Origin of the sequence: Nitrospirillum viridazoti CBAmc (assembly GCF_000730165.1) — a bacterium.
Classification (GTDB): Bacteria; Pseudomonadota; Alphaproteobacteria; order Azospirillales; family Azospirillaceae; genus Nitrospirillum; species Nitrospirillum viridazoti.
Map to the genome: position 1 here is coordinate 136,924 of NZ_CP022111.1, position 24,409 is coordinate 161,332.

The following is a 24,409-nucleotide window of genomic DNA, read 5'->3' on the forward strand; positions in this document are numbered from 1 at the left end:
GGGCCGCGAAGATTTGGCCCCCGTGAAGACTTGGCTAGCTGAGCGAGCTCATGATGCTGAAGCACAGCTGGTCGCCCTGGGCGTGCAGGGTCTTCAGCGCGTCCTTGGGCAGGGGGATGCGCTTTTCCCGGCAGTAGGCCACGATCAGGCGGGCCAGTTGGTAGGACTCCACCTGGATCTCCTCCCGCCCGCCGCCAGTGGGCAGGTCGCTGGACAGCTTCACCGTGGGCGGCGGACCCTCCACCACCTGGATGCTCAGGATGCGGCGGCCGGCGTCGAAGCCCTCCAGCGGCACCGTCTGGAAGACCAGCTTCAGCTCGTCATTGGAAAAAATGATGTGCCGGATTTCCGTGATCATGACCGTTTCCTTGGACTTCAGGCCGTGGCGCGCTTCTTCTGGCGGCGGCGGTAGATGGTGCAGGGGTTGATCTCCAGCAGCGCGGCGGCGCGGGTGATGTTGCCCTGGCAGAGGCGGATGGCTTCCTCGATCGTCTCCTCCTCCACCATCCACAGCGGCCGGATGCGGCGCTCGGGATTGGGATCGGACTCGAGGGCGGCGGGCGCGTCGTCCAGCGGAATGGGGGCGGCCCAGCTGGTTGCGCCGGCGGGAACCCCGGGGATACGGGCACCGCCCACTGACACGCCCCCCGGCGCCGGTGCCGCCGGTGCCATCGGCGGCATGCCGAATCCGCTGGGCGCCACGCCGCCCAGCGTTCCCCCGGGGGCGGGGCCGGCCAGATTGGCGGCCGGCGGCGGTGTGAAGGGGAAGGGCATGGGCCCCGCCATGGCCGCCCAGCGCGGGTCGTTCAGCATGGGCGGAACGATCATGGTGGGCTTGTTCAGCGGCGGCGGCAGCATGAAGGGCTGGATGACGGCGCCGTCGTTCAGCACCACCACGTTGCGCACCACGTTCAGCAACTGGCGGACGTTACCCGGCCAGGCATAGGTGCGCATAATCTCCTCCGCCTCATCGCTGAAGCCGGTGAAGGACTTGCGTTCCTCCTGCGTGTACTTGGCCAGGAATTCCCGCGCGATCAGCAGGATATCGTCGCCCCGGTCGCGCAAGGGCGGCAGCTCGATGGAAATGACCTGCAGGCGGTAGAACAGGTCCTCGCGGAAGCGGCCGGCCTGCACCTCGGCGAAGGGGTCGCGGTTGGTGGCGCAGACGATGCGCACGTCCACGGCCTCCGCCTTCTCGCTGCCTACCTTCTTGACCATGCCGGTCTGCAGGAAACGCAGCAGCTTGGCCTGCAGCGACAGGTCCATCTCGCCGATTTCGTCCAGGAACAGCGTACCGCCGTCGGCCTGCAACGCCGCGCCGGCGTGATCCGTCGTCGCTCCGGTGAAGGCGCCCTTCACGTGGCCGAAGATCTCGCTTTCCATCAGGTCTTTGGGAATGGCGGCGCAGTTGATCGGGATGAAGGGACGCCCGGCGCGCGGGCTGCGGCGGTGAATGGCCTCCGCGCAGACCTCCTTGCCCGTGCCGCTCTCACCGGTGATGAACACCGTGGCCTTGGATGGCGCCGCCGCCTCGATCATGCGGTAGACGCCGCGCATGGCGGGCGAGGTGCCGACGAAGCCCAGATAGCCCAGCGGATCCTCCACCGGGGCGGTGGGCGGGGCCGCCTCCAGCACCTTCGCCCGTTCGGCGAGGGCAGCGGCCATGGCTTGGCGCAGGCGCTCCGTGCCCGCCGGCAGCAGCAGCACGTCCACCGCGCCGGCGCGCATGACGTCCACCGCCATCTGCACCGAGCCCTGGGCCGTCAGCGCCACCACCTGCGGCGCCTTGGCGTCGGCCTTCAGTTCCTTCAGCAGATCCAGGCCGTTGCCGCCCGGCAGCTGCAGGTTCAGCAGCACCACGTCGGCCGGCGCCTCCGCCAGGGCGCGGCGGGCGGCCGGCGCCGTGTCCACCACCTGCAGGGCATGCCCATCCTTACGCAGCGCCTGGCTGTAGGCGGCGGCCAGGGACGGCGTGGGTTCGACGATCAGGACGCGGCGCGGACGGGTTTCCATAGGGCGGACGCTTTCACCGGAACTTAATTGCCAGCGCCTATCCTCATCGGAAATGCGTGAGGCATTGCAGCTTGCAGTTTCTCAAGCAATCGTCCTGCGCTGTCAACGTCAGACATTGCAGGATGCAACGGCGCCGACGTGTTCTTTAGGTTAGGGTCGGGCGGGGGTTGGCTGCCCCCGCTTCTACCCTATGGACCTTATTTGGACGCATCCGCCATACGGATGGGCAGGGGGATATTACAAACGTCCACGTGCCCCGCCGGCGCGGGGAAGAAATCTTCCCGGCGGTTGCGCCGCGCCTCGACATAGGCGGCCCAGGTGGGGGTGTCGGTGCGCAGCACCATCAGCTTCTCGCGCTGGTCGGCCGGCAGGTCGGCCGCCAACCGCACCTTGGCGATGGGAATGCGCTGTTCCGGTTTGTCGTAGAAGCCCAGGGCGGCGGTGCCGCGCGGCAGGCTGCTCAGAATGTCCATGCCGCGCAGAACCCGGCCCACGACGGTGATGTTGCGGTCCAGGTGGCGCGGTGCCTGGCCGATGACGGCATAGAGTTCCGCCCCGCTGCCACTGTCCAGCGCCATGTCGCGGCCCACGCCCACCATGCCGTAGCAATGGATCAGCCAAGCCTGCTGGCCCTTGGCGTCGCGCGCTGCGGGGAAGCTGTCGCTATAGCCCGCCTCGGGGGCGTAGGTGTCGCGGTCGGGCAGGGGGGTGAAGGGCAGCTTGGCCACGGCGGCACCACGCACCACGAATTCCGGCGCCAGCTTGGTCTGCGCCGTCTTGGGCGTGCGGGTGTTGTCGGCGTCGCCCCACTGGGTGACGTAGTTGTCCTGCACCCGGTCAACGGCCAGACCGTCAAACCAGCCCTCGCGCACCAGCTTGCGGATGTTGTCGACGTGAGCGGGGGCGAAAGCGGGCGCCAGCTCGATGATGACCCGGCCCTGGGCCAGATCCATGTACAGCAGGTTTTCCGGGTCGGGGGAGCGCCAATCCGCAGGGCTGGAAGCGGCCAGCACGTCGGCCGCGACGGGGCCGGTCTTGATTGCCGCCTTGGGCGCTGCTGGCCCGGGGGAGGCGGGTTGGGCCGCATCGGCGGCGTAGGCGGTGGCGGACAGGCAAACCAGGGCTGCCGCCAGGCGGGCGGCTACCATCGAACGACGCATCGCTTCCCCTTCATTCCTCGTGGCAGCCATCTCACCCGGAAAAGGGGGCCGCCTTCCAGGCCGCAGGATCGGTCCTGGGCCCGACCAAGGGCAAGTGATTTGAACGGTTATTTCGCGGCGATCGAGATGGTGACCGTGTCCTGGTACTGCCCGGCAACGGCCTGGTTGTTGCCCGGCAGGCTGACGGCCAGGGTGCCCTGGCGGGCCTGTCCGGAACCGGAGCGGTCCGTGGTCAGCGACCCGTTCTTGGCGGCGGCCGTGTTGTCGTAGGTCAGGTTGTAGGCGACGGCGCCGGATCCGGTGGCACTGCTCTTCAGCGTGCCGCTGTTGGCCGATGCGACCGAGACGGTATAGCCGCTGCCGGCGTTGCACTGCTCCGTCACCGATCCCACGGTCACGGCGTTCTGGCCGTTGACCAGATCCAGCGTGGCGTTGCTGTCGGTGACCGCGACGGTGCACACGGTGGGCACGGTCGCGCCTATGTGGATGGTGCCGCTGGTGCCGGCCGCCCAGGCGCCGGAGGCCAGGGCCAAGGTGGCGGCGACGGTCAGGGCCAAACAAACACCATGCGCGGGGGCATGGGGCGTATCGGGCAGATGCTGGGACATTTTAGTCTCCAAGGACGCCGACGGGGCCGGCGCCATCTGTCGTTCATGATGGGCCACCGCCTTCTGCGGCACCCTGTCCTGGATCAATTGGGTGATCCCGGACGCTGATCCAGATCTTACGTCAGTTGGCCGTCACCGTCATCAACAGATAGTCGGTGTAGGTGCCAGCGATGACCTTGGTGACGTCACCGATGACGACGATGAAGGTGTGCCGGTCCAGGCTGGAATAGCTGTAATAGGTCAGGGTGGTGCCGCTGGACGGCACGCCCCGGCCATCCACGGTCATGCTGTAGGGAATCGAGGTGCTGGCGCTGCCGTTCACCAATCGGCCGCCGTTCTGCGACTGGATGGAGACGCTGTAGCCGGTGTTGCCCGACACCTCCAGGTCGAAGCTGCGGCTGGCGCCGGTGGTCAGCTCCCCGAAATCCACGTTGGCGGCCGACGCACCCAGGTTGGTGCGCACGCCGCCGACATTGACGGTGGCGGAGACGGAGGTGCGCACGGTCGCCCGCACCTGGACGATGGCGCTGTCCATGACGGCGACGATGTTGCCCGAGCTGTTCAGCTGATACAGCGTCACCGTCACCTGATCGAAGTAGTAGTTGGATCCCACCAGCTGGCCGGCGGGGACGGAGGCGTAGAAGCCGGTGGTGACCGTCTGGGTGCCCCGGCCGTTGTTGACCGAGCCGGTGATCAGGTTGCTGACGTTGCCGGTGCCATAGTCGCCCACCCGCTGGGTCAACGCCGCGTCTTTGTACAGGTCATAGCTCAGCCAATTGCCGCTGAGGCCCAGCATGCGCCGCGTGCTGCCCCACAGGCCGCTGTCGATGCCGATGCCGAAGGTGCAGTTGCTGCCGGCGATATACTGCACCGTCACCGTGTTGTAGGTCGGGGGCTGCAGGGCCGCGAACGGGTCGTAGCTGGTGACCGGCGTCACCTGCGACAGGCCGCTCAGCTGGGCGAAGCACGTCTGCAGCGCGCGGGCCGGGGTGGCGGGCAGGGCCATCAGCAGGGTCAGCGCCAGCAGGGCCCAAAAATGGACGCCCTGGAACCGGGCGGCAAAGGGGGGGCGAAGGCGGGTCGGCTGGTCCATGGTATCCAAAATAGCGGCGTCCCCGCCCGGGCGCACCCGGTCAAGGGGATGGGCCCGGCGGCGGGGGCCGGCGGGCAATGGAGGGGCTGCAAGCAAGAAGCGTTCCGGCCGGGCATGCTTCGCGCCCTGGCGGCCCAACCCTATCCCCATGATCCTCATGGTCCGTTGCTCGTCGTCGCCGGCTTGTTGGGCGACAGGTTGATGGTCTGGCCGGGCAGCGCCTCCAGCTTCAGCGTGCCCAGCGGGAACATGCCCTCAGCCTCGGCCGGCACCGTCACGGGGATGGGCTTGTGCGGGACGCCGGTCAGCTGCATCTGCCACTCGCCGGGGCGTACGCTCTCCACGCGGAAGCGGCCCTTGCGGTTGGTGAAGAACTGCACCTCCTGCCCGGCCTTGGGGTCCTTGGCGTTGGCGGCCTTAGCGCCCTTGCCGTCGGTGCGGTGCAGGACGCCGGCCGCCAGCGGCACGGGCTTGCCCTCCGGATCCAGCAGCACGCCGTCCAGCGACACGGTGGCGTCGGTGCCGATGGGCACCAGGGTGCCGGTGTGGTTGCCGGGAACGATGGCCGGGCGGTCGTTGCCGATGTCATAGCCCATGGGCGCGTCCGGCACGTCCAGCAGCAGCGGCCGCACCAGGTAGGCGGAGATGTTGGGCACCACCGGCGGGCCCAGCCAGTCGCTGGACGACAGGTAGTGGCCGGTGACGGGATCGACGCCGATCTCCTCATCCGCGATGCGGGGATGGGGCACGACCAGGGCGAAGCTGTTGGTCACCGGCCGGGTGACACCGACATGGCCGTCGGCGAAGACCAGGCCGGTGGCGAAGTTCAGGGTGGTGCGCTCATCATTCTGCAGCGGTCCGTCCAGGGTGGACAGGCGCTGGCTGTAGTCATGGCGGACGGAGGCTTCGAACCGGTCCATGGTGTACCCGACGGAGCCGCTGGCCTGGTAGGTGCCGGTGGTGTTGGTCGCGTCCACGCCCAGGTTCCAGGAATTGGTGGGCCAGGGATCCTGGTAGCGCCAGTCCAGCTCCCGCTGGCGGCTGAGCGTGTCCATGGTGAAGCCGGCGGACTGGACGCCGTCACCGAAGGTGTAGCGGAAGGCGAGGTAGGCGCTGTTGTCCGCCTCGCGCGTCACGGTGTTGCGCGCCCGGCTGAAGGTCAGCTCCAGCGTGGCGTGGCGCCCGAAGCGGCGGCGGAAGCCCAGGTCGACCGAATAGCCGTCGATCTGGCTGTCGTCGCGCACCAGCTGGTAGCGGCCGCTGAGCGTCGCGGTCAGATCCTCGTCCAGCGGCTGGCCATAGCGGGCGGACAGGTCGTAGGACACGGTGTTGCGCGGGTCCAGGGTGCCCAGGCTGGCATAACCGCCGGACCGCCAGCTGCCTTGCGCCGTCAGGGTACGCTGCTGGTAGAATTGCTCGTCATTCGTATAGTTGCGGTAGGTCAGGTCCACCGACGCGCCGCGCGACGCGCCCAGGCTGGCGCCGGGGTTGATGCCGATGGTGCCCAGGCCGGTGACGAACAGCACCTCCGTGCCTATGACCTGCTGGCTTTTATCCGCCTGCAGGCTGGCGCCCAGGGTCAGGTCGTCGGTGATGCCCTGGCGGTGATAGGCGGAGAAGGTGGGGCGGCTGCGGTCATAGATCAGCCGGTCGGTGCCGGTGGTGTAGGGGATGCCCACCGTGTAGTTGAACTCCGACACCCCCTCGGCCAGCAGCTCGGAATCGAAGAAGAAGGGGAAGTCGATGGTGCGCGTCTGGCCATAGGCGTCGGTGATGCGCACCTGCACGTCGTTGGTGCCGGACGTGCCGGGGAAGTCGGACAGGTTCACGGGGCCCGCATCTTCACGGAAGACGCGGGTGGGGCGGCCGTTCACCAGCACCTCCACCGTCGACGGCGAATCCAGGATGAAGTCGCGGCTGCCCGTGGGCTGGATGGCGCGATAGGGCTGCAGGGTGTAGTTGCGGGCGATGGACAGGCCGGTCAGGGGCCGGTTGGTCTGGATGCCGGTGATGGAATAGTCCAGGTCGCCGGCCTGCAGGCGCACCGCGTCCTCGGGAAAGTCGCGGATCAGCCGGGTGGTGCCGCGCATGAAGTGGTGGCTGTACTGTTCCTGGTACTGCCCCTCCCATTCGAAGGACCAGCCGTCGATGTTGCCGCCGCCATCCAGCCCGATGTTCAGGGGCTGGCGGTAGTTGCCGCTGTCGGTGGCGGGTTGGGCCAGGAAGACCTGGGCGGTGCGCAGGTTGATGTAGGCGGCAGCATCCGCCGGCTCCAGCACCTGGTAGCCGCTGGCGGCGTTGGCACGGTTCACCACCGTCAGGTTGCGCACGGCGCGCAGCTGCGGCGGCACCTTGACGGACAGGGTCAGCTCCTTGGGGTCCACCGTGATGGAAATGGCGGCCGCACCCGGGCCGCTCCTGGGGCCGCCGGCCGGCCCGCCCAGGCTCAGGGCGCTCAGCTTGGCATAGCCGTCGGGGCCGGCCTGGGCCACCAGGTCGCTGAGCGCCTTGGGCTGGACGAAGTCGCGCAGCAGCAGGGCCAGGCGGTTCAGGTCCACCTGGGTTTCCGCGGGGTCGGGTGCCACCTTGGCCGGCACCTGGCCGACCTCGCGCCCCTCCACCTTCACCGGCAGGTCCAGGGTGGTGGGCTTCTCCGCCTTCTTCTTCTTGCCGAAGGTCTTTTCGAACAGGGCTTCGGTGTTCTGGGCGGCGGGGGACGCACCGGCCGGGGCGGTCTGTGCATGCGCCACCCCAGACACGACCAGCGCCGACCCGACCAGGGCCGCCATCAGCGCGCAAACAAGCGCGCCCCGGCGCGGACGGCCGGGGCGGTCAAGGGAAAAGGCGCCGCCGAACAGGCGGTCACCGGTATTCAGGCGCGACAGGCGCAACGCCGTCCTCGTCTCAGGGTACTCGGGGGGAGAAGGTCAGGGCACCGACAGGGTCACCGTGGCGGGGCCCTGGGGCAGATCCGCCGGCCAGGGGATATGGAAATGGCGGGTGACCCCGGCAAGGACGTTTTCACCGACCATACCCGTCAGCTGCTCCTTGCGCAGGGTGACGGTCTTGCCATTCACCTGGGCGGTCACCTCCAGGTCGCGCATGACCTGGCGCGAGGTGCCGTCGTTGCGCACCACCACTTCCATGACGGTGCCGGTGGCCGGTGCCGTGGCCGGCTTGGGCCCGGCCGACACCACGGTCAGCTTGGGCTTGGCCCCTTCCGGCACGACATAGAGCGAGGCGACGTACTTCACCAGCAGCTTCACCTGCCCGCCCTGCACGGGCGTGCCGCCCAGGTCGATGGGCAGCTGTTCGGCCACCAGGCGAAAGGGCAGTTCCTTGGCCGGCTTGGGATCGCCCGACCATTGCACGCGGATGGACTGATTCTCGCCGGGCTGCAGGATGATCTGCTCAGGCACGATGGCGAAGCTGTCCTCCGCGTCGGTCAGGACATCCTGGCCGTCCTGGTCCATGCCGCGCGCCATGACCTTGACGTCGATGGCCACGGGGTCCTTGCCGTCATTCTCCACCCGGAAGATCTGGGTGGCGCCGCGCCCGCTGGGCTCCATGTCCATTTCTATGGGGATCAGGCGGAACGAGGCCAGCGCGCCGGTGGACAGCAGCCCTGTGAACAGCATCAGGGCGCCCGCCAAGGTCGTGGCCAGGATCCGCGTGAAGCGGGAGAAACGGAACCGGTGAAGTGCCGACATGGATGATCGCCCGACTCTTGTAGCGTTTTAGTACAGCGCGTGTGAATGCGGCCGCAGGTGTTAAATAACGGTATATGGGTCTACTTGAACGCCGCCCCCCGGCGTTTGCGGCCCCACCATACCCAGATGCGGACGGCGTTGCATCCGCTTCCGTGACACGTTTGCGCGAATTCCGAAAGTGTCGCGATTGGGGGTCGTCTAAATCTGGTCTCCGCCGGCGCCCTGGGGTAGACCAGGACATCGCCTTTCAACAACAGACCGGTTTCATCATGGCCACCCTGTTCGTCGCGCGCAGCGCCAACCTGTCGAAATGGGCGTCCGATGTCGGCCTGCCCAAGAACATCTTCAAGGTGGGCGTGGTCGAGGGCGGCGCCGATGCCGTGGCCGCGGCGCTGGCCGCCGGCTGGGCGGCGGAAAAGGACTGGACCCTGGTGAAGAAGGTCGAGGTCGGCGACTGGACGGAGGAAGAGGCACTGGAACGCCTGTCCGCCAAGGAGAAGCCCGTCGACCCCAACTACTACCCCCGCCTGAAGGGGGCTGCCGGCGTCTACAAGCTGACGCCCACCACCGTGGGCAACCACCTGATCGTGGCCCGCGCCATGGCCGGCAACGAAAGCCTGGACTTCAAGCTGAAGGTCGCCGACTACGCCAATTACCTGATCCAGTTTGCCCAACCGCCGAAGGCGGCGGGTGAGTGACCAGCGCTTGGCACGTCGGCCCAGGCCAAGTGGGTTCAGGCCTTCATAGGGCACCGGCCCGGTGGGGAAACCTGCCGGGCCGTTTGTTATCCGGTGGGGGCGATTGACGCTCGAATATTACCTGACTAAAGTCAGGGATATGGACGACGACCAACTCTCTCGCGTGCGCCGCTTCAACCGGGCGGTCACCCACCGCATCGGTGTGCTGGACGGCAACTACCTGGGCAGCGGCCGCCCGCTGGGAGAGGCCCGCCTGCTGTTCGAGATCGGCCGTGACGGTACGACGGTGCGCGAGCTGCGGGCCCGCCTGGGCCTGGACTCGGGTTATATCAGCCGGATGCTGCGGGCCTTCGAGGCGGAGGAGCTGACGACATCCACGCCCGACGCGCGGGACGCGCGGGTGCGGCGCGTGACCTTGACGCCCAAGGGCCGGCGGGAATGGGAGCTGCTGGACCAGCGCTCATGGAACCGGGCGGCAGCACTGCTGGAGCCGCTGGGCCCGTCGCAGCGCCAACGCTTGCTGGACGCGATGGCGGAGGTGGAACGGTTCCTGCGGGCGTCGGCGGTGGTGATCGAGCCCGCCGACCCTTTCAGCGACGAGGTCCAGGCCTGCCTCCAGGCATATTTCCAGGAGTTGGCGACGCGGTTCGACACCGGCTTCGATCCGGCGCGCAGCGCCCCGGCGGAGCCTGGCGAACTCGTGCCGCCCTCGGGCTGGTTCCTGCTCGCGCGGCTGGACGGCGCGGCCGTGGGCTGCGGGGCGCTTAAAATCAAAGGGGATGGCTACGGGGAAATCAAGCGCATGTGGGTGGCGCCGTCCGTTCGCGGCCTGGGCGTCGCCCAGCGGCTGCTGCGGGCGCTGGAGGGTCGCGCGGTCGCCGCCGGCGTGGACGTCCTGCAACTGGACACCAATGGTACCCTTACCGAGGCGCGCAAGCTCTACGCCCGCAATGGCTATGGCGAGATTCCGCCGTACAACGACAATCCCTACGCCCAGCATTGGTTCGAGAAGCGGGGAATGCAGTCCGCCCGCTGACCCGGCCGGTCAGGACGCGGCGATCTTCTTCAGGGCATTCTCATAGGCGTCGGGCGGCTGGCCGCCGGAGATGAGGTAGCGGCCGTTGACGATCACGGCGGGCACCGACTGGATGCCGCGTGACAGCCACAGCTGTTCCGCCTCGCGCACCTCGGCGGCATAGCGGTCTCCGGCCAGGAGAACGCGGGCCTCCTCCACATCCAGGCCGGCCTGGGCTGCGGCTGTCAGCAGCACCCCGGTGTCTGACGGATCCTCCCCCCGGGTGAAGTAGGCCTCGAACAGGGCCAGCTTCAGCGCCAGTTGGCGCTCGGACTCCTGGGTTTCGGCCCAGTGCAGCAGGCGGTGGGCGTCGAAGGTGTTATAGATGCGGCGCTTGCCGCCATTGGCGCCGGTGGCCGACATGGTGAAGCCGACGGCCGCCGCGCGGGCGCGGATCATCTCCCGCGTCTGGGCCATCTGGTCGAGGGTGGAGCCGTACTTCTGGCTGATGTGCTCGTCCAGGTCTTGGCCCACCGCCCCCATCTGGGGGTTCAGCTCGAACGGCTGGAAGTGGATGTCGGCCTCAACCTCCCCCTCCAGCCGCGCCAGCGCCGTTTGCAGGCCCTTCAGCCCGATGACGCACCAGGGGCAGGAAACGTCGGAGACGAAGTCGATGCTGAGACGCTTGGACATGGGGCACGGGCTTTCCGGCAGACAGGGGCTGAGGCAGGCACCGTGCATCAGTCAAAGGCGCCATGCCGTGGCCCCCATCACAGCGGGACATGTCGGCGGCACGAGGCTTTGACGTGTGCCGCTATAGGACGCGACCGCGTCCGCCGGAGCTTTCTGGGGAGCGTGAGCGGACTGGAAAGCGAGGACAAGCCAAGCGGGCGGAGGCCCGCGCCCGGCGCTTGAGGGAACAAAAGACAACCCTAATACACCAGCTCGTCGTCACCCTTGCCGGAGGCGATGACGATTTCGCCGCGGGCGGCCATGTCCTTGGCCAGCTGCACCATGTACATCTGTGCCTCGTCCACGTCGCGCAGGCGCACCGGGCCCATGGCGGCCATGTCCTCGCGCATGATCTTGGCGGCGCGCTCGGACATGTTGGTGAAGAACAGGTCCTTCAGCGTTTCCGAGGCGCCCTTCAGCGCGGTTGCCAGCTTGGCCTTGTCGACGGAGCGCAGCAGCGACTGCACGCCCGACGGGTCCAGCTTGCCCAGATCCTCGAAGGTGAACATCAGGGCCCGGATGCGCTCCGCACTGTCGCGGTTGCGTTCCTCCAGTGCTGCGATGAAGCGGCTTTCCGTGCTGCGGTCCAGGCTATTGAAAATTTCCGCCATCATCTCGTGCGCGTCGCGGCGGTTGGTGCGCGCCAGGTTGGACATGAACTCGGTGCGCAGCGTGCGCTCGATGTCGTCCACCACTTCCTTCTGCACCGATTCCATGCGCAGCATGCGCATGATGACTTCCATGGCGAAGCTTTCGGGCAGCAGCTGCAGCACGCGGCCGGCGTGGTCGGCCTTGATCTTGGTCAGGATGACGGCGACGGTCTGCGGGTATTCGTTCTTCAGGTAGTTGGCCAGCACCTGCTCGTTCACGTTGGCCAGCTTGTCCCACATGGTGCGACCCGCGGGACCGCGGATCTCTTCCATGATGGTATCGACCTTCTCCTTGGGCAGAACCTTCATCAGCAGGCGTTCGGTGCTGTCGAAGGTACCGACCAGGGAGCCGGTGGAACTGATCTGCTCCGCGAACTCGACGAACAGGCGCTCCACGATGTTGGAACTGACCGAGCCCAGGTTGGCCATGGTCTGGGACAGTTCCTTGATCTCGTCTTCCGCCATCAGGGCGAACAGGCGGCTGGCATGCTCCTCGCCCAGCGCCAGCATCAGCACGGCGGCCTTTTCCGGCCCCGTCAGACCCCGGTAATCTTCACGTACCCGGATCGCCATGTATCGTCGTCTCCTGTCCGGCGGGATGGTGCCGCCGGATTGTTCCGAAAGGGCCGGGCTTTAGTCATGCCACGGTCCCTGAACCACTAGGGAAAGTACACCCGGCCCCGGCGGCAGGATAGAATTTTTGTCGCAAGCGGGTCCGGCCGGGACTCCCCCGTATAAGGGGTGTGGAACCGGGGCCTTCCAGGGCCGTTTCCTCGGCAATTCGGGAGTAGGACGATGACCAAGCGGTACGTGCAGATATGGGCGGTGATGGCTTTGGCCCTGGCGGGCTGCCAGTCCGCCCCGCCGGACGCGGCCTCCAAGAACGGCCCCGCCGGGGGTGCCGTGGCCCAGGCGAACGAGGCGCCCGGCGCCAAGCCTATGGCGGCGCAGCCGGCCTGCTTCTTCACCCGTGACATCGATGGCTGGAACAGCATCGACCCCTACACGGTGCGCATCCGTGTGGGCGTCAACAAGCGCTATGACCTGAAGCTGTTCATGCCGCAGCCCGACCTGTCCACCCGCCTGCAGTTGGCCATCGTGACCAAACCGGGCGGGTCGGATTGGGTCTGTTCCCCCATGGATATCGAGATCATCGGCGAGCCCCTGCACCTGCGCGTGCCGGTGCGGGAGATCATCGCCGTGCCGCCGGACCCGAAGGGCAAGGGCGGGGACCATGACAGGGATGGGGATGGTGCGGCCAAGGACGCGGCACCCCAGGATGCCCCGAAGCCGGGAACGACCGGCGCCTGAGGCCGAAGACAGCGGGGCCACGGGCATGACGCCCGGCCCCGCGGGTCCTTGACGTTTACTCTTCGCTGTCGCCGTCGGCGGCCGAACCCGGCGCGGCGCGGCGGCGCGGGGGGAAGCGGTCGCCCCCGGCCGGGCCGCCATGGCTGCGCGGCGGCGCCTCGGCCCGCTGCGCGGCGGCGCCGTCGATGGAACCGGTCCAGCCGGACGACCGCGGACGCGCACTGCGCTCCTCGGCGGCGGCGATGGTGCCTTCCAATTCGCGGATACGCTCCTTCAGGGGGGCGATCATCGGGCTGCTGCGATTGCGGGCCAGATATTGTTCCAGGTCGCCCTTCAGGCGCTGTAACTGATTGCGCAAGGTCGCCAGGTCCGTTTTCGGCTTGGCGGAGCGGAAAACCCGTTCCTCGTGTCTGGTCACACCCGTCCTCCATTCGCGCCGGCGTCAACTGTCGGCGGCTGGTCTGCCCCCCAGATATAGCAGCGACGGGCGTTTCATGAAACCCGGCGCGATGGGGGAGGGGTGACGCCGTTCTTATCGGGGTAGTCCCGCTCCTGGGACAGTGATCGCTACGGGGTGCCCAGACAGCGGGACATCGCCTGCCGCAGCTGGGTGCTGTCCAGGGGCTTGGGCACGATGGCGAAGCCCAGGCTCTCCGCTTCCGCCACGCGGTCGCCGTAGCCGCTGACCAGCAGGACGGGCAGGCCGGGGTGCAGGTGGCGCACGGCCTGGGCGAGCTCCAGGCCGTTGCGCCCCCCGGGCAGCACGATGTCGCTCACCATCAGCGAGATGTCCGGCCGGTCTGCCAGCAGCGACTGGGCGGCGTCGGCCGTCGTGGCGGCCAGGACGCGGAAGCCCAATGCCTCCACCATGTCCCGCATGACCTTGGCCACCGTCGGATTGTCCTCCACCAGCAGGATCTGGCGTCCGTTGCCGGCGACCACCGGAACGCCGTTGGCCGCAACGCCATTGGCCGGGACGGTGCCGGTCCCCGCGGCGGCGGCGTCCTCTTCGGCCCGGGGCAGGTAGAGGGTGATGGTGGTGCCGGCCGCGGCACTGTTCGGGACGGCCGCGTTCAAGCTGTCGGCCAGGGCCGCGCCGCCGGACTGGCGGGCCAAGCCGTGCACCTGGGCCAGGCCCAGGCCGGTGGACTTGCCGTCCCGCTTGGTGGTGAAGAAGGGGTCGAAGACCCGGTCCAGGATGTCCGGCGGGATGCCCGACCCCGTGTCGCAGACCGTCAGGCGCACGAAGTCGCCCATCAGGCCGCCGGTACGTTCGCTTTCATGGCTGGCGGGATCGATGTGGACATTGGCGGCCGCCAGGCGCAGCACGCCGCCCCGGGGCATGGCGTCGCGGGCGTTGACCGCCAGGTTCAGCAGTGCCAGGTCGAACTCCGTCCTGTCCATGCGCAAGGGCCACAGGCTGGGCGGCAGCGCTGCTTCCAGGCGGATGTCGCCGCGCAGCGCCGGGCGCAGCAGATCGGCGATGTCATTGCCCATGTCCGACAGTTGCACCAGGTCCAGGTGCAGGCGGGGCCGGCGGCTGAAGGTGCGCAGATTGTGGGTCAGCCGTTCCCCCCAGGCGATCGCCTGCAGCATAGCGTCCAACACCTCGCGCTGGGGCTCGGTATGCGGGCGGCGGCACAGCACCTCCGCCCCGCTGCGCACGGTCATCAGCAGGTTGGCGAAGTCGTGGATGATGCCCCCCGTGATCTGGTCCAGCGCCTGCAGCCGCTGGGTGCGCAGCAGCGCGCCCTCCGCCTGCTCCCGCCGGGTCTCCGCCGCGCGCAGGGCCTGGGCCGCCAGCCTTTCCCGCCGGGCGCGGCGCATGGCCAGCAGCGTGGTGGCGCACAGCGCACCCATGACCGGCAGGGCCAGCAGCGCCAGCCATCCCAGGCGCCGGTGCCATTGGCGGTCCAACTGGGCCCGGTCCACGCTCACCATCACCGTCAGCGGCGCGTTGGCGATCAGCCGGCAGGCCGTCAGCCGCTGCCGCCCTTCATTCGCGGCGCCCGCATCCGGCGGATCGGCTTCCCGGGAACCGTCATCCGGGGTGCCGGCGAGGCCAGCGGCGGACCAGGCGGCGTGAAGGCCGGGACAGGTGGGATCGACCCGTGCCCCGTCCGCCGCGACCGGGCGGCCCGCCATGATCATGCCCTCGCGGTTGAGCAGCATGACGGTCGTGGCCGGGTCGTCCTGCGTCACCCGCCGGTAGAAATCGTTGAAATAGGCCAGCGACATGGAAACGGCGGCAATACCGGCCAGGCTGCCGTCGGGGTGGCTCAGGCGGCGGGCCAAGCTGAAGACGCGCTGATCGTCCGACGTCCCGCTGCCGGCCGCCAGGCTGTCGGACGGGGGGATCAGCATCTCCGTCTGGCCAGCGCGCAACTGGCCGTAGGCGGGGCTGTCGGTGATGTCGGGCCTGCCGGCGGCGGGGGTGTGGCGGCTGGCGGCCAGGGGCCGGCCCTGCGCATCCCATAGCCACAGCGCCTGGATTTGGGGAATGCCGGCTACCATGCCGGCCAGGGCGGCGCCCACCTGATCCGCGCCCCGGGGGCGGGCGAGGTCGAGATGGGCGGGGTCGAGGTCGCGCACCCGGTCCAGGATCAGCCGGTCGCTCTCGATCAGCTTTTGGGCGTGTTCGTCCACCGCGGCGGCGATGCGCTCCACCCGGTCGCCGGCTTGGGCGACGATGTCCCTGCGGCTTTCCAACCCCGCCGCGGCCAGCAGGGCCAGGGGGATCAGCACGGCGGCCAGTATCTGCAGGCGCAGGGCCGCGATGGTGGAGGGCGCGGGCGGCGGCTCCGCCTCCGCCGCCCGCGGCGCCCCGATGTCGGAATTGACCGTCACGACCGCCCTTGCGTCCCTCAGTCCACGCCAGGCCCGATCATATGGTCCAGTTTACGCAATCTCCAATGGCGTTGCGGCCTATCCTTTTAGTTGACCTCAGGGTAGGCCGACAGGCTCGGTGGGGAAGGCCAGCTCATGCCGCGCCCGCCACTCAGGCTTCACATAGTTGATGATGATGGTGCGGCGGATGCCCTGGAAGGGGCGTCGGGCGAAGCCGTGCCAGGTGTCGCCGCCGGGAATGAACACCAGCCCGGTGTTGAAGCGGCCCGACGCCCGCCCGGCATGGCCGCCCTCGGGCCCGTCCATGATGTCGGTGCCGAGGTTTTCCGCGTCCGGCCCGGTGCTGAGGTAGACCAGCATGGTGAACAGCTTGGCGCCGATGTCGGTGTGCGGCTCCAGCCAGAACCCTTCTCGGTCCAGGCAATATTCGATGCGCAGCGATGATCCGCCGAGGTCCACGCCGAACTGGCGCGCCAGGGTGGATACCGTCTCAGGCGCCTGGAAGGCGGCCGCCACGGCGCCGCACACGGGGTACAGCAGCTGGTTGTCGGTCGACAGGAAGGTGCGGGTGGAATTGTGCGTCTCCCGCCGGCCCTGGGTGTCGTCGATCTCCGGCGCTGCGAAGGGCAGGGTGGTCAGCGCCTCCGCCACGGCGGCTGGGAAGACGCTGTTGAGATACCAGTGGCGGTAGGGATGATCGTCCCGGTCCGCCGCGTCCAGGCAGGCGCGCACATGCTGGCCGGTGGCGGTGTCGAAGGCCTGCGGGTCAAAGGCCAGCGTGTCGGCCTGGGAGTCGCGAAGGTTGGGGGCGGGAAAGCTCATCACATCTCCCCCTTGCCGGAGAAGGCGTTGCCCAGGCGCTTCAGGCCGGCGGTGACGCCGTGGCGCAGGGTTTCGCGCCGGGCGGTGCCGGCATCGACCATCCAATTCAACATGATGTAGCGCCTCACGCCGTCGTGCGGCTTGTGGCCATGGAAGGAATTGTCGGTGCGGCGGAACGCCACCAAAGTGCCGTCCAGGGGCAGCACCTCGGCCAGCATGTCCTCCATATTGTCGGCGCTGCGCAGCAGGCGCAGGCGGCCGCCGGGCGCCGTCCATGTGTCGTTCAGGTACAGCAGCGCCGTCAGGCGCTTGGTCACGCTGTCGGTGTGGATGCGCCCGTCCTTGGGCACGCAGCGGCTGCGCACCGTCACCATCAGGGCGTCGGGGTCCAGGTCCAGGCCGAAGGTCTCGGCGAAGGCCTGCGTCGTCTCCGGCGCTGTCAAGGCGGCCAGCAGGCGGGTGAAGCCGTCCAGGTCGCCCCGCTCCAGCTCCGCGCGCGACGGGGCCGGCACCAGGCCGCCATGGGGGCTGTCGGGAAAGTCGTGGCGGGCGGTGACGGCCACGACGGGGGCGATGAAGCCGGTCATCACCAGGTGGGGAAACGGCTCCGTGGCTGGGCGCTGGGCGCGCAGGCCATCCAGGTTCAGGACACCATCCGTCCGATTGGCCGGCGGCACCGGGGCCACGGACGGGGCGGGGGAGGAAAGGGCGGGCATGGGGCGGAGACCTTGAGAGGAGCCAGCCGGGACGGACCCCCTGGCGATGCCCTTTTTTCCACCTGTCCCGCCGGCAGGGCGTTGATCCAGGTCAAGGCCATATCCCTCCGCATACGTCGCCCGCGTTAACTGAATCCACCAGACTCATCATGGAGAATGCCGGCAGCAAGGGGGCGCCTGTACGGGGTTCGCCCTTTAGGATTTCGGGAGTGATGGCGATGCGTTGGATTTCCGATCTGGCCTTGACCCGCAAGATGGCCATACCGCTGGGCATGCTGTTGATCGTGGTCTGCGGCCTCATCCTCTATGCCGGGGCGGCGATGACCACGCTGAACCGCCAGGCGGACCAGCTGGTCGACGTGCTGGCCCTGCGCCGGCAGACGGTGATGCAGCTGGGCAACGCCATGAACGAGGGCACGATCGCCGAGAAGAACCTGCTGCTGGAGCGCAACGCCGAGGCCCGCGCCGGCTTCGACAAGCAGCGGCACGACTACTTCGCCCAGGCCGTGGACCTCGCCAACCTGCGCCTGGCCCAGGTGGATACCACCGCCGACCGCCAGTTGACGGAGGACATGGTCAAGGCGGTGAAGCGCCGGGCCGAGGTGTCGGACATCGTGGCGCCCATGGGCCTGCGCCAGGAACTGGACCAGGCCTACGATTTCTCGGCCAAGGAAGGCCGTACCGCCCGCAAGGCCGCTGCCGCCGCCATCGCCCTGCAGGTCAAGATGACGGATGGCGAACTGGCGTCCGGCAAGGCGGCGGCGGCGGAACAGGGCCGCCGCGCCATCATGCTGCTGGTGGTGGCCAGCGCCATTGGCCTGGGTGCTGCCGTCACCGTGCTGTGGCTGATCGTGCAGCGCCTGGTGGCGCGTCCGCTGGTGCGCATGGCGCGCTCCATGGAACGCCTGGCCGGCGGCGACCAGGACATTACCGTGGAGGGCACGGACCGCAAGGACGAGGTGGGCTCGCTGGCCCGTTCGCTGGAGGTGTTCAAGCAGAACGCCCAGCGGGCGGAGATTCTGGCCCTGGAACAGGTAGCGGCGCAGGAACAGCGCATGCGCCGCACCCAGATGGTGGAGCGGCTGATCATGGACTTCGACCACGCTGTCGCCGTCGTGCTGGACAATGTCTCGACCTCCGCCGACCGTCTGCACGGCGCCGCCGGCACCATGAACAGCATGGCCAACGAGACGCGAGAGCAGGCGACCGTGTCGTCCGCCGCGGCGGAGCAGACCTCGGCCAATGTGCAGACCGTGGCGGCGGCCACGGAGGAGATGACCAGCTCCATCGCCGAGATCGGGCGGCAGGTGGTGCGCTCGTCCCAGGTGGCGTCGCGCGCTGTGGATGACGCCCGCACCACCAACCAGACCATGCAGGGCCTGGCAGAGGCGGCGACCCGCATCGGCACCGTGGTGCAGATGATCCAGGACATCGCCGGACAGACCAATCTGCTGGCGCTGAACGCCACCATCGAGGCGGCGCGGGCGGGTGAGGCCGGCAAGGGCTTCGCCGTGGTGGCGGGCGAGGTGAAAAGCCTGGCCAACCAGACGGCCAAGGCCACCGAGGAGATCTCCGGCCAGATCGCCGCCATCCAGACGGCCACGGGCGGGGCGGTGAACGCCATCCAGGCCATCGCCGCCACCATCGGCGACATCTCGGAAATCACCACCACCATCGCCTCGGCCGTGGAACAGCAGAACGCCACCACCACCGAGATCAGCCGCAGCGTCGCTCAGGCGGCGGTGGGCACGCAGGAGGTGACCAGCAGCGTGGTGCATGTCACCCGTGCCGCCGGACAGGCGGGCGCTGCGGCCGGCGAGGTGCTGTCCGCCGCCGGCTCCCTCTCCGGCCAAGCCGCCACCCTGAAGCGCGAGATCGAGGCCTTCCTCACCGGCATCCGCGCGGCGTGACGTTCAATCGGGCCTGAAGCGGGGCAGGACTGTCGATGGGTGGTTCCATCCCGCCCGTCTGGCCCGCCCATTTGGCCTGTCCGTTTCGGTGGAGAGTCCGGATTCAAGCGGCAAGGGGTGTCCGCATCCGGACACTGTTCGCAAACGGACGCGGGGAATTCACGTTCAATCCATTGATAAATAAACGAATCTGGATCTGGCATACCCTTTGCCATTGGAAGCCCGCAGCGTCCGCCTTGTGATGGGATGCTGGCGGGGTGGCCCTTCCCGGCCCGCCCTGTCCGACTGAAAAGGAAGTGGGGTTATGATGGTCCGGAACGACATCCTGATGGATATGCAAGAGGTCGCTGACACCCGGTCGCTGATCGAGCGGGTGGAGGATGCGCTGCTGTCGGTCAATCCGGACCTGTGGCTAGTCAGCGCCCTGCTGGTCGTGGCCATCCGTTGCCTGGGGGCGCTGTGATGGGCGCGCCGGGCTCGCCCAGCGTGGAGGGTTCCGTTGGCGGTGTCCACATCGTCAAGGCGACGGGTGTGGGCGGCACCGGCGGCATGGGCATCGGCATGGACCGCCGGGTGGAGAAGCCCAAGGGCTGGAAGGGCTGGGTGCACCGCGCCCGCACCGACAGGCGCGCCTGGGCGGCGGGCGTGGCACTGCTGGCGCTGACCGGCGGGGCGGTCGTCCTGACCCAGACCCAGGGAGGTCAGACTGTTCGTGTGGCGGAGTCCCGCCTGACCGTGGCCACCGTGTCCCAGGGCACGTTCGAGGATTTCATCCCCGTGCGCGGCGCGGTGGAGCCGCTGAACAGCGTCTACCTCGACAGCATCGAGGGCGGCCGGGTGGAGAAGAAGCTGGTGGAGGTGGGCCAGAAGGTGAAGGCCGGCCAGCCGCTGGTGGAGCTGTCCAACACCCAGCTGCAGCTGGACATCATCTCGCGCGAGGCGCAGGTGATGGAACAGATCAACCGCCTGCACGACACCGAGCTGCAGCTGGAAACCAACCGCATCAGCAACCAGCGTGAGTTGGCGGAGTGCGACTACAATGTTTCCTGGCTGTCCAAGGACCTGGAGCGCAAGACGGCGCTGATCAAGACGGGCGCGTCCTCGCAACGCGACATCGACATCATCCGCGACCAGATCAAATGGTATGAGCGCCGGCGCGACCTGACGCTGGAGACGATGCGCACCACCGACAAGATGCGCGCCAGCCAGTACACCGAGATGCAGGACAGCACCCGCCGGCTTGAGGAGAACCTAGCCATGGCACGCAAGAACCTGGACAGCCTGGTGGTACGGGCGCCAGTGGATGGCCAGATCACCGTGCTGGACGTGGAGATCGGGCAGACCAAGCAGAAGGGTGAGCGCCTGGGCCGCATCGATCGCGACGACGGCTTCAAGGTCCAGGCCCAGATGGACGAGTTCTACCTGTCGCGCCTGGAACTGGGCCAGACGGCGGAGGCCGCCATCGGCGCCGGGGAGTACAAGCTGAAGGTCGCCAAGATTTATCCGCAGGTTCGCGACGGCCAGTTCCAGGTGGACCTGGAATTCCTGGGAGCAGCACCGCAGGATATCCGCAGCGGCCAGACCCTGCAGATGCGCCTGAAGCTGGGCGCGGCCACCACCGCGCTGTTGATCCCTAACGGCGGCTTCTACCAGGATACGGGCGGCGACTGGATCTTCGTGGTACAGCCGGGTGGGGCCTATGCCGAGAAGCGGCGCGTGCATCTGGGCCGGCGCAATGCCCAGATGATCGAGGTGCGCGACGGGCTGGCGGCGGGCGACCGGGTCATCGTCTCCTCCTACGGCGACCTGGCTCGCATGGACCGCATCGAACTGAATTGATCCGGTTGCGAAACGATCATTGAATTTGTTGTCATAAGACGGGGATGGCAAGGATGTTGAAGCTAGTCGACCTGACCAAGGTCTACCGCACGGAAGAGGTGGAGACCACGGCGCTGAACCAGGTGAACATCCACATCAAGCAGGGCGAGTTCGTGGCCATCATGGGCCCGTCCGGCTGCGGCAAGTCCTCGCTGCTGAACATAGTGGGCATGCTGGACAACCCCAGCAGCGGCCAATACTGGTTCGGGGATGAGGATGTGGCGGGCTATGGCGAGCGGAAGCTGGCCGACATCCGCAAGAAGAACATCGGCTTCATCTTTCAGAGCTTCAACCTGATCGACGAGCTGACGGTGTTCGAGAACGTGGAACTGGCGCTGCTCTACCACGATATCCCGGCGCGCGAGCGCAAGGAGCGGGTGAAGGAGGCCTTGGCCAAGGTCAACATCGCCCACCGTGAAACCCACCTGCCGCAGCAGCTGTCGGGCGGCCAGCAGCAGCGCGTGGCCATCGCCCGCGCCGTCGTCTCGCGCCCCCGCATGCTGCTGGCGGACGAGCCGACCGGCAACCTGGACAGCGCCAACGGCGAAGAGGTCATGAACATGCTGACCGAGCTGAACGGCGAGGGCACGACCATCGTCATGGTCACCCACTCCATGCCCCACGCCCAGTACGCCCGGCGCATCATCAACCTGTTCGACGGCCAGGTGGTGGCGGAAAACCTGCGCGCCGCCTGACGCTCCGCTTCCGTCCCGCCCGTTCCTGCCGCCGCCCTTCGCCGCAAAGGGGGAATGCTGCCCCATGTTCGCCAACTACCTGACCGTGGCGCTGCGCACGCTGATCAAGCACAGGCTCTATTCCGCCATCACGGTGGCGGGGTTGGCGCTGGGTCTGGCGGCGGCCATCCTGATCGGCCTGTTCGTCCATAACGAACTGACCTATGACCGCGACGTCACCGACGCCGACCGCATCCAGCAAGTGCTGGTCACCGCCACCCTGCCCGGCCGGGCGCCGGAGGATGGGGCGTCGCTGCCCATGCCCGTGGGGCCTGCGCTGAAGCAGGCTTTCCCCCGGCAGGTGGCCGAGATGGCCCGCATCCTGCCCCAGACATCCAGCCTCAAGCGGGATGAAACGCTGTTCAGCGAACAGGTGGCCGTGGCCGACACCAGCTTCTTCCGACTGTTCGACTGGCCCTTCCTGGCCGGCGACCGCGCCACGGCGCTGGACGACCCCAATTCGGTGGTGCTGACGCGCAAGACCGCCGCCAAGTATTTCGGCGACGCCGACGCGCTGGGCCGGACGCTGCTGGTGGACGGGCATCCGCTGCGGGTGACGGGCGTCATGCGCGACCTGCCGGCCAACACCCAGTTCGCCTTCGCCCTGCTGCTGCCCATGGACAGCCAGGCCAACCAGACCCCGGACTACCTGAGGGACCACTGGGGAGGGCTGATGACCCTGACCTTCCTGAAGCTGAAGCCGGAGGTCGACCCGCAGGCCGGCGCCGACGCCATCCGGGCCGGCCTTCCCGCCTTCGGCGCCGCCATACCGCCCATCCGCACCAACACGGGTGAGGTTCATCTGGGCGACATGTTCAAGTTCTACCTGGTGCCGTTGGCCGATGCCCACCTGCGTTCCGTGCGCAACGCCATGGTGGAGGGCACTAGCCCCCTGGAGATCGGCATCTTCACCGCCGTCGCCGTGCTGGTGCTGGCCATCGCCTGCATCAACTTCATGAACCTGGCGACGGCGCGAGCGTCCTTGAGGGCGCGCGAGGTGGCGCTGCGCAAGGTGGTGGGTGCCAGCCGTGGCCAGATCATGGTGCAGTTCCTGGGCGAATCCATCCTGCTGACGGGCCTGGCGCTGATCCTGGCGGTGGCGCTGGTGGAGGTGCTGCTGCCCTCCTTCACCGCCTTCCTGGGCAAGCCGTCGCTCGCCTTCAACTATCTGCGCGACGTGCGGGTGCTGGGCTGCCTGGCGGCCCTGGTGCTGGTGGTGGGCGGCGTTGGCGGCCTTTATCCCGCAATCTTCCTGTCCGCCTTTCAGCCGGGACCGGTGCTGAAGGGCAACAGCGGCGGCAGCGGGGCGGGCGGGCGCCTGCGCGTGGTTCTGGTGGTTCTGCAGTTCGCCATTTCCATCAGCCTGATGGTGGCGACGGGTGTGGTCTACGGCCAGCTGGCTTACGCCCAGGGCCGGGCGCTGGGCTTCAACAAGGAAAACATCGTTGTCCTCACCGATCTGTACGGGCCCGAGCTGCAGCAGAAGGCGGAAACCCTGCGCGACGCCCTGCGCCAGGACCCGCGCATCGCCGCGGCGGCCCTGGCCGAGTCCTATCCCGGCAGCGGCACGGAGAACAACACGGGCGTGAACCATCCAGGTGCGCCGGCTGACGACGGGGCGGTGGTATTGCGCCGCGACGCCGTGGATGCCGACTATTTCAGTACCCTCAAGGTGCTTCAGGTGGCCGGCCGCGTCTTCGATCGTGAGCATCCCGCCGACGCCATCCCCCCGGCCGACCCGGCCAATCCGCAAAAACTGCGCCATGGTGGCGTGGTCCTGAACCGGTCGGCCGTGCGGCGCCTGGGCTACGCCTCGCCCGAGGCGGCGCTGGGCCAGCCGCTGATGCTGCCCGGCAAGGAGGGCGAGGCGGGGGTGGAGGTCACGGTGGTGGGCGTGGTGGAGGACTTCCACCAGGGCAGCGTCCACACCGCCGTGGCGCCGCAGATGTTCCTGGAAACGCCCAAGAGCTATAGCCAGCTGCTGATCCGGGTGAAGGCGGGCGAGATGCCCGGCGCGCTGGATCTGATCGACCGCAGCTGGCGCCAGATGATACCGGACCGGCCGGTGCCGCGCGTCTTCCTGGATGCCCAGCTGCAAAGCGTTTATGAGCGTGAGACCAAGACCGGCCAGCTGTTCGCCGCCTTCTCGGGCCTGGCCATCGTCATCGCCGCCCTGGGCCTGTTCGGCCTCGCCTCCTTCACCGCCGAGCGGCGGACCAAGGAGATCGGCCTGCGCAAGGTGCTGGGCGCCGGCGTCACCGACATCGTGCGCCTGCTGGTCTGGCAGTTCTCCAAGCCTGTGCTGGTGGCCAACCTCATCGCCTGGCCCGTCGCGTGGGTCGCCATGCGCCACTGGCTGGACGGCTTCGCCGACCGCGTTTCCCTTAATCCCCTGCTGTTCGTGGCGTCCGGCCTGTCGGCCCTGATGGTCGCCTGGGCCACGGTGGGGCTGCATGCCGCCCGGGTGGCGGCCACCAAACCCGTCGTCGCCTTGCGCTATGAATAAGGAGTC

At 68.2% G+C, this 24,409-nt stretch carries 21 protein-coding genes; 8 read left to right on the forward strand and 13 right to left on the reverse strand.

What is annotated here, in order from left to right; translation table 11 throughout:
- Positions 1-34 precede the first annotated feature (34 nt).
- The 7 genes from Y958_RS14120 to Y958_RS14150 form a co-directional block, all read right to left on the reverse strand.
- Positions 35-358, reverse strand: coding sequence for a hypothetical protein (locus tag Y958_RS14120; RefSeq protein ID WP_040848345.1), 324 nt, complete (start codon positions 356-358; stop codon positions 35-37).
- 17 nt (positions 359-375) lie between these two features.
- The gene (locus Y958_RS14125) at positions 376-2,013 is read right to left on the reverse strand and encodes a sigma-54-dependent transcriptional regulator (RefSeq protein WP_088872734.1); all 1,638 of its coding nucleotides are present in this window, start codon (positions 2,011-2,013) and stop codon (positions 376-378) included.
- 197 nt (positions 2,014-2,210) lie between these two features.
- A complete protein-coding gene (locus Y958_RS14130) occupies positions 2,211-3,173 on the reverse strand; it encodes a peptidylprolyl isomerase (protein ID WP_088872735.1) in 963 nt (320 codons plus the stop codon).
- A 107-nt stretch (positions 3,174-3,280) separates the two neighbouring features.
- Positions 3,281-3,781, reverse strand: a complete 501-nt coding sequence (locus tag Y958_RS14135; protein WP_088872736.1) for a spore coat protein U domain-containing protein — start codon at positions 3,779-3,781, stop codon at positions 3,281-3,283.
- A 121-nt stretch (positions 3,782-3,902) separates the two neighbouring features.
- Positions 3,903-4,874, reverse strand: coding sequence for a spore coat protein U domain-containing protein (locus Y958_RS14140; RefSeq protein WP_145727881.1), 972 nt, complete (start codon positions 4,872-4,874; stop codon positions 3,903-3,905).
- Positions 4,875-5,029: 155 nt separating this feature from the next.
- Positions 5,030-7,765, reverse strand: coding sequence for a fimbria/pilus outer membrane usher protein (locus tag Y958_RS14145; protein WP_244909516.1), 2,736 nt, complete (start codon positions 7,763-7,765; stop codon positions 5,030-5,032).
- 36 nt (positions 7,766-7,801) lie between these two features.
- Positions 7,802-8,584, reverse strand: a complete 783-nt coding sequence (locus Y958_RS14150; protein WP_088872738.1) for a fimbrial biogenesis chaperone — start codon at positions 8,582-8,584, stop codon at positions 7,802-7,804.
- 269 nt (positions 8,585-8,853) lie between these two features.
- Here Y958_RS14150 and Y958_RS14155 point away from each other — a divergent pair, with 269 nt between their 5' ends.
- A complete protein-coding gene (locus tag Y958_RS14155; RefSeq protein ID WP_088872739.1) occupies positions 8,854-9,282 on the forward strand; it encodes a hypothetical protein in 429 nt (142 codons plus the stop codon).
- 139 nt (positions 9,283-9,421) lie between these two features.
- Positions 9,422-10,318, forward strand: coding sequence for a bifunctional helix-turn-helix transcriptional regulator/GNAT family N-acetyltransferase (locus Y958_RS14160; RefSeq protein WP_088872740.1), 897 nt, complete (start codon positions 9,422-9,424; stop codon positions 10,316-10,318).
- 9 nt (positions 10,319-10,327) lie between these two features.
- Here Y958_RS14160 and Y958_RS14165 read toward each other — a convergent pair whose 3' ends face one another.
- Together Y958_RS14165 and fliG are read right to left on the reverse strand one after the other, a co-directional pair.
- The gene (locus Y958_RS14165) at positions 10,328-10,990 is read right to left on the reverse strand and encodes a DsbA family oxidoreductase (RefSeq protein WP_088872741.1); all 663 of its coding nucleotides are present in this window, start codon (positions 10,988-10,990) and stop codon (positions 10,328-10,330) included.
- Between the two features lie 239 nt (positions 10,991-11,229).
- Entirely contained in the window at positions 11,230-12,252 is a 1,023-nt protein-coding gene (fliG, locus tag Y958_RS14170) for a flagellar motor switch protein FliG (protein ID WP_004271656.1), read from the reverse strand.
- 222 nt (positions 12,253-12,474) lie between these two features.
- Here fliG and Y958_RS14175 point away from each other — a divergent pair, with 222 nt between their 5' ends.
- The gene (locus Y958_RS14175; RefSeq protein ID WP_088872742.1) at positions 12,475-12,990 is read left to right on the forward strand and encodes a DUF6491 family protein; all 516 of its coding nucleotides are present in this window, start codon (positions 12,475-12,477) and stop codon (positions 12,988-12,990) included.
- 55 nt (positions 12,991-13,045) lie between these two features.
- On the opposite strand, the gene Y958_RS14180 is transcribed toward Y958_RS14175, so the two are convergent.
- From Y958_RS14180 to Y958_RS14195, 4 genes are all read right to left on the reverse strand, one after another.
- Positions 13,046-13,408, reverse strand: coding sequence for a hypothetical protein (locus Y958_RS14180; RefSeq protein ID WP_088872743.1), 363 nt, complete (start codon positions 13,406-13,408; stop codon positions 13,046-13,048).
- A gap of 149 nt (positions 13,409-13,557) precedes the next feature.
- Positions 13,558-15,837, reverse strand: coding sequence for a hybrid sensor histidine kinase/response regulator (locus tag Y958_RS14185; protein ID WP_088872744.1), 2,280 nt, complete (start codon positions 15,835-15,837; stop codon positions 13,558-13,560).
- Between the two features lie 96 nt (positions 15,838-15,933).
- Entirely contained in the window at positions 15,934-16,659 is a 726-nt protein-coding gene (locus Y958_RS14190; protein ID WP_338039496.1) for a 2OG-Fe(II) oxygenase, read from the reverse strand.
- On the reverse strand, positions 16,659-17,375 hold the full coding sequence (locus Y958_RS14195; RefSeq protein ID WP_088872745.1) for a 2OG-Fe(II) oxygenase: 717 nt from the start codon (positions 17,373-17,375) through the stop codon (positions 16,659-16,661). The genes Y958_RS14190 and Y958_RS14195 overlap by 1 nt, the downstream gene beginning before the upstream one ends.
- Before the next feature lie 218 nt (positions 17,376-17,593).
- Here Y958_RS14195 and Y958_RS14200 point away from each other — a divergent pair, with 218 nt between their 5' ends.
- From Y958_RS14200 to Y958_RS14215, 5 genes are all read left to right on the forward strand, one after another.
- The gene (locus Y958_RS14200) at positions 17,594-19,285 is read left to right on the forward strand and encodes a methyl-accepting chemotaxis protein (protein WP_186291406.1); all 1,692 of its coding nucleotides are present in this window, start codon (positions 17,594-17,596) and stop codon (positions 19,283-19,285) included.
- A 304-nt stretch (positions 19,286-19,589) separates the two neighbouring features.
- Positions 19,590-19,748 (forward strand): hypothetical protein, encoded by a 159-nt coding sequence (locus tag Y958_RS31995; RefSeq protein WP_157999591.1) that lies wholly within the window; start codon positions 19,590-19,592, stop codon positions 19,746-19,748.
- Positions 19,748-21,124: an efflux RND transporter periplasmic adaptor subunit gene (locus tag Y958_RS14205; protein WP_088872747.1), complete on the forward strand. Its 1,377-nt coding sequence runs from the start codon at positions 19,748-19,750 to the stop codon at positions 21,122-21,124. The genes Y958_RS31995 and Y958_RS14205 overlap by 1 nt, the downstream gene beginning before the upstream one ends.
- A gap of 53 nt (positions 21,125-21,177) precedes the next feature.
- Complete coding sequence (locus Y958_RS14210) at positions 21,178-21,858, forward strand: ABC transporter ATP-binding protein (RefSeq protein ID WP_004274291.1); 681 nt, start codon at positions 21,178-21,180, stop codon at positions 21,856-21,858.
- 64 nt (positions 21,859-21,922) lie between these two features.
- A complete protein-coding gene (locus Y958_RS14215; protein ID WP_088872748.1) occupies positions 21,923-24,403 on the forward strand; it encodes an ABC transporter permease in 2,481 nt (826 codons plus the stop codon).
- The last annotated feature ends 6 nt before the right edge of the window (positions 24,404-24,409 follow it).

Coding starts and splice junctions, on each gene's coding strand:
- Y958_RS14120 (WP_040848345.1), bottom strand. CDS start 358: ATGATCACGGAAATCCGGCACATCATTTTTTCCAATGACGAGCTGAAG.
- Y958_RS14125 (WP_088872734.1), bottom strand. CDS start 2,013: ATGGAAACCCGTCCGCGCCGCGTCCTGATCGTCGAACCCACGCCGTCC.
- Y958_RS14130 (WP_088872735.1), bottom strand. CDS start 3,173: ATGCGTCGTTCGATGGTAGCCGCCCGCCTGGCGGCAGCCCTGGTTTGC.
- Y958_RS14135 (WP_088872736.1), bottom strand. CDS start 3,781: ATGTCCCAGCATCTGCCCGATACGCCCCATGCCCCCGCGCATGGTGTT.
- Y958_RS14140 (WP_145727881.1), bottom strand. CDS start 4,874: ATGGACCAGCCGACCCGCCTTCGCCCCCCCTTTGCCGCCCGGTTCCAG.
- Y958_RS14150 (WP_088872738.1), bottom strand. CDS start 8,584: ATGTCGGCACTTCACCGGTTCCGTTTCTCCCGCTTCACGCGGATCCTG.
- Y958_RS14155 (WP_088872739.1), top strand. CDS start 8,854: ATGGCCACCCTGTTCGTCGCGCGCAGCGCCAACCTGTCGAAATGGGCG.
- Y958_RS14160 (WP_088872740.1), top strand. CDS start 9,422: ATGGACGACGACCAACTCTCTCGCGTGCGCCGCTTCAACCGGGCGGTC.
- Y958_RS14165 (WP_088872741.1), bottom strand. CDS start 10,990: ATGTCCAAGCGTCTCAGCATCGACTTCGTCTCCGACGTTTCCTGCCCC.
- fliG (WP_004271656.1), bottom strand. CDS start 12,252: ATGGCGATCCGGGTACGTGAAGATTACCGGGGTCTGACGGGGCCGGAA.
- Y958_RS14175 (WP_088872742.1), top strand. CDS start 12,475: ATGACCAAGCGGTACGTGCAGATATGGGCGGTGATGGCTTTGGCCCTG.
- Y958_RS14190 (WP_338039496.1), bottom strand. CDS start 16,659: ATGAGCTTTCCCGCCCCCAACCTTCGCGACTCCCAGGCCGACACGCTG.
- Y958_RS14195 (WP_088872745.1), bottom strand. CDS start 17,375: ATGCCCGCCCTTTCCTCCCCCGCCCCGTCCGTGGCCCCGGTGCCGCCG.
- Y958_RS14200 (WP_186291406.1), top strand. CDS start 17,594: ATGCGTTGGATTTCCGATCTGGCCTTGACCCGCAAGATGGCCATACCG.
- Y958_RS31995 (WP_157999591.1), top strand. CDS start 19,590: ATGATGGTCCGGAACGACATCCTGATGGATATGCAAGAGGTCGCTGAC.
- Y958_RS14205 (WP_088872747.1), top strand. CDS start 19,748: ATGGGCGCGCCGGGCTCGCCCAGCGTGGAGGGTTCCGTTGGCGGTGTC.
- Y958_RS14210 (WP_004274291.1), top strand. CDS start 21,178: ATGTTGAAGCTAGTCGACCTGACCAAGGTCTACCGCACGGAAGAGGTG.
- Y958_RS14215 (WP_088872748.1), top strand. CDS start 21,923: ATGTTCGCCAACTACCTGACCGTGGCGCTGCGCACGCTGATCAAGCAC.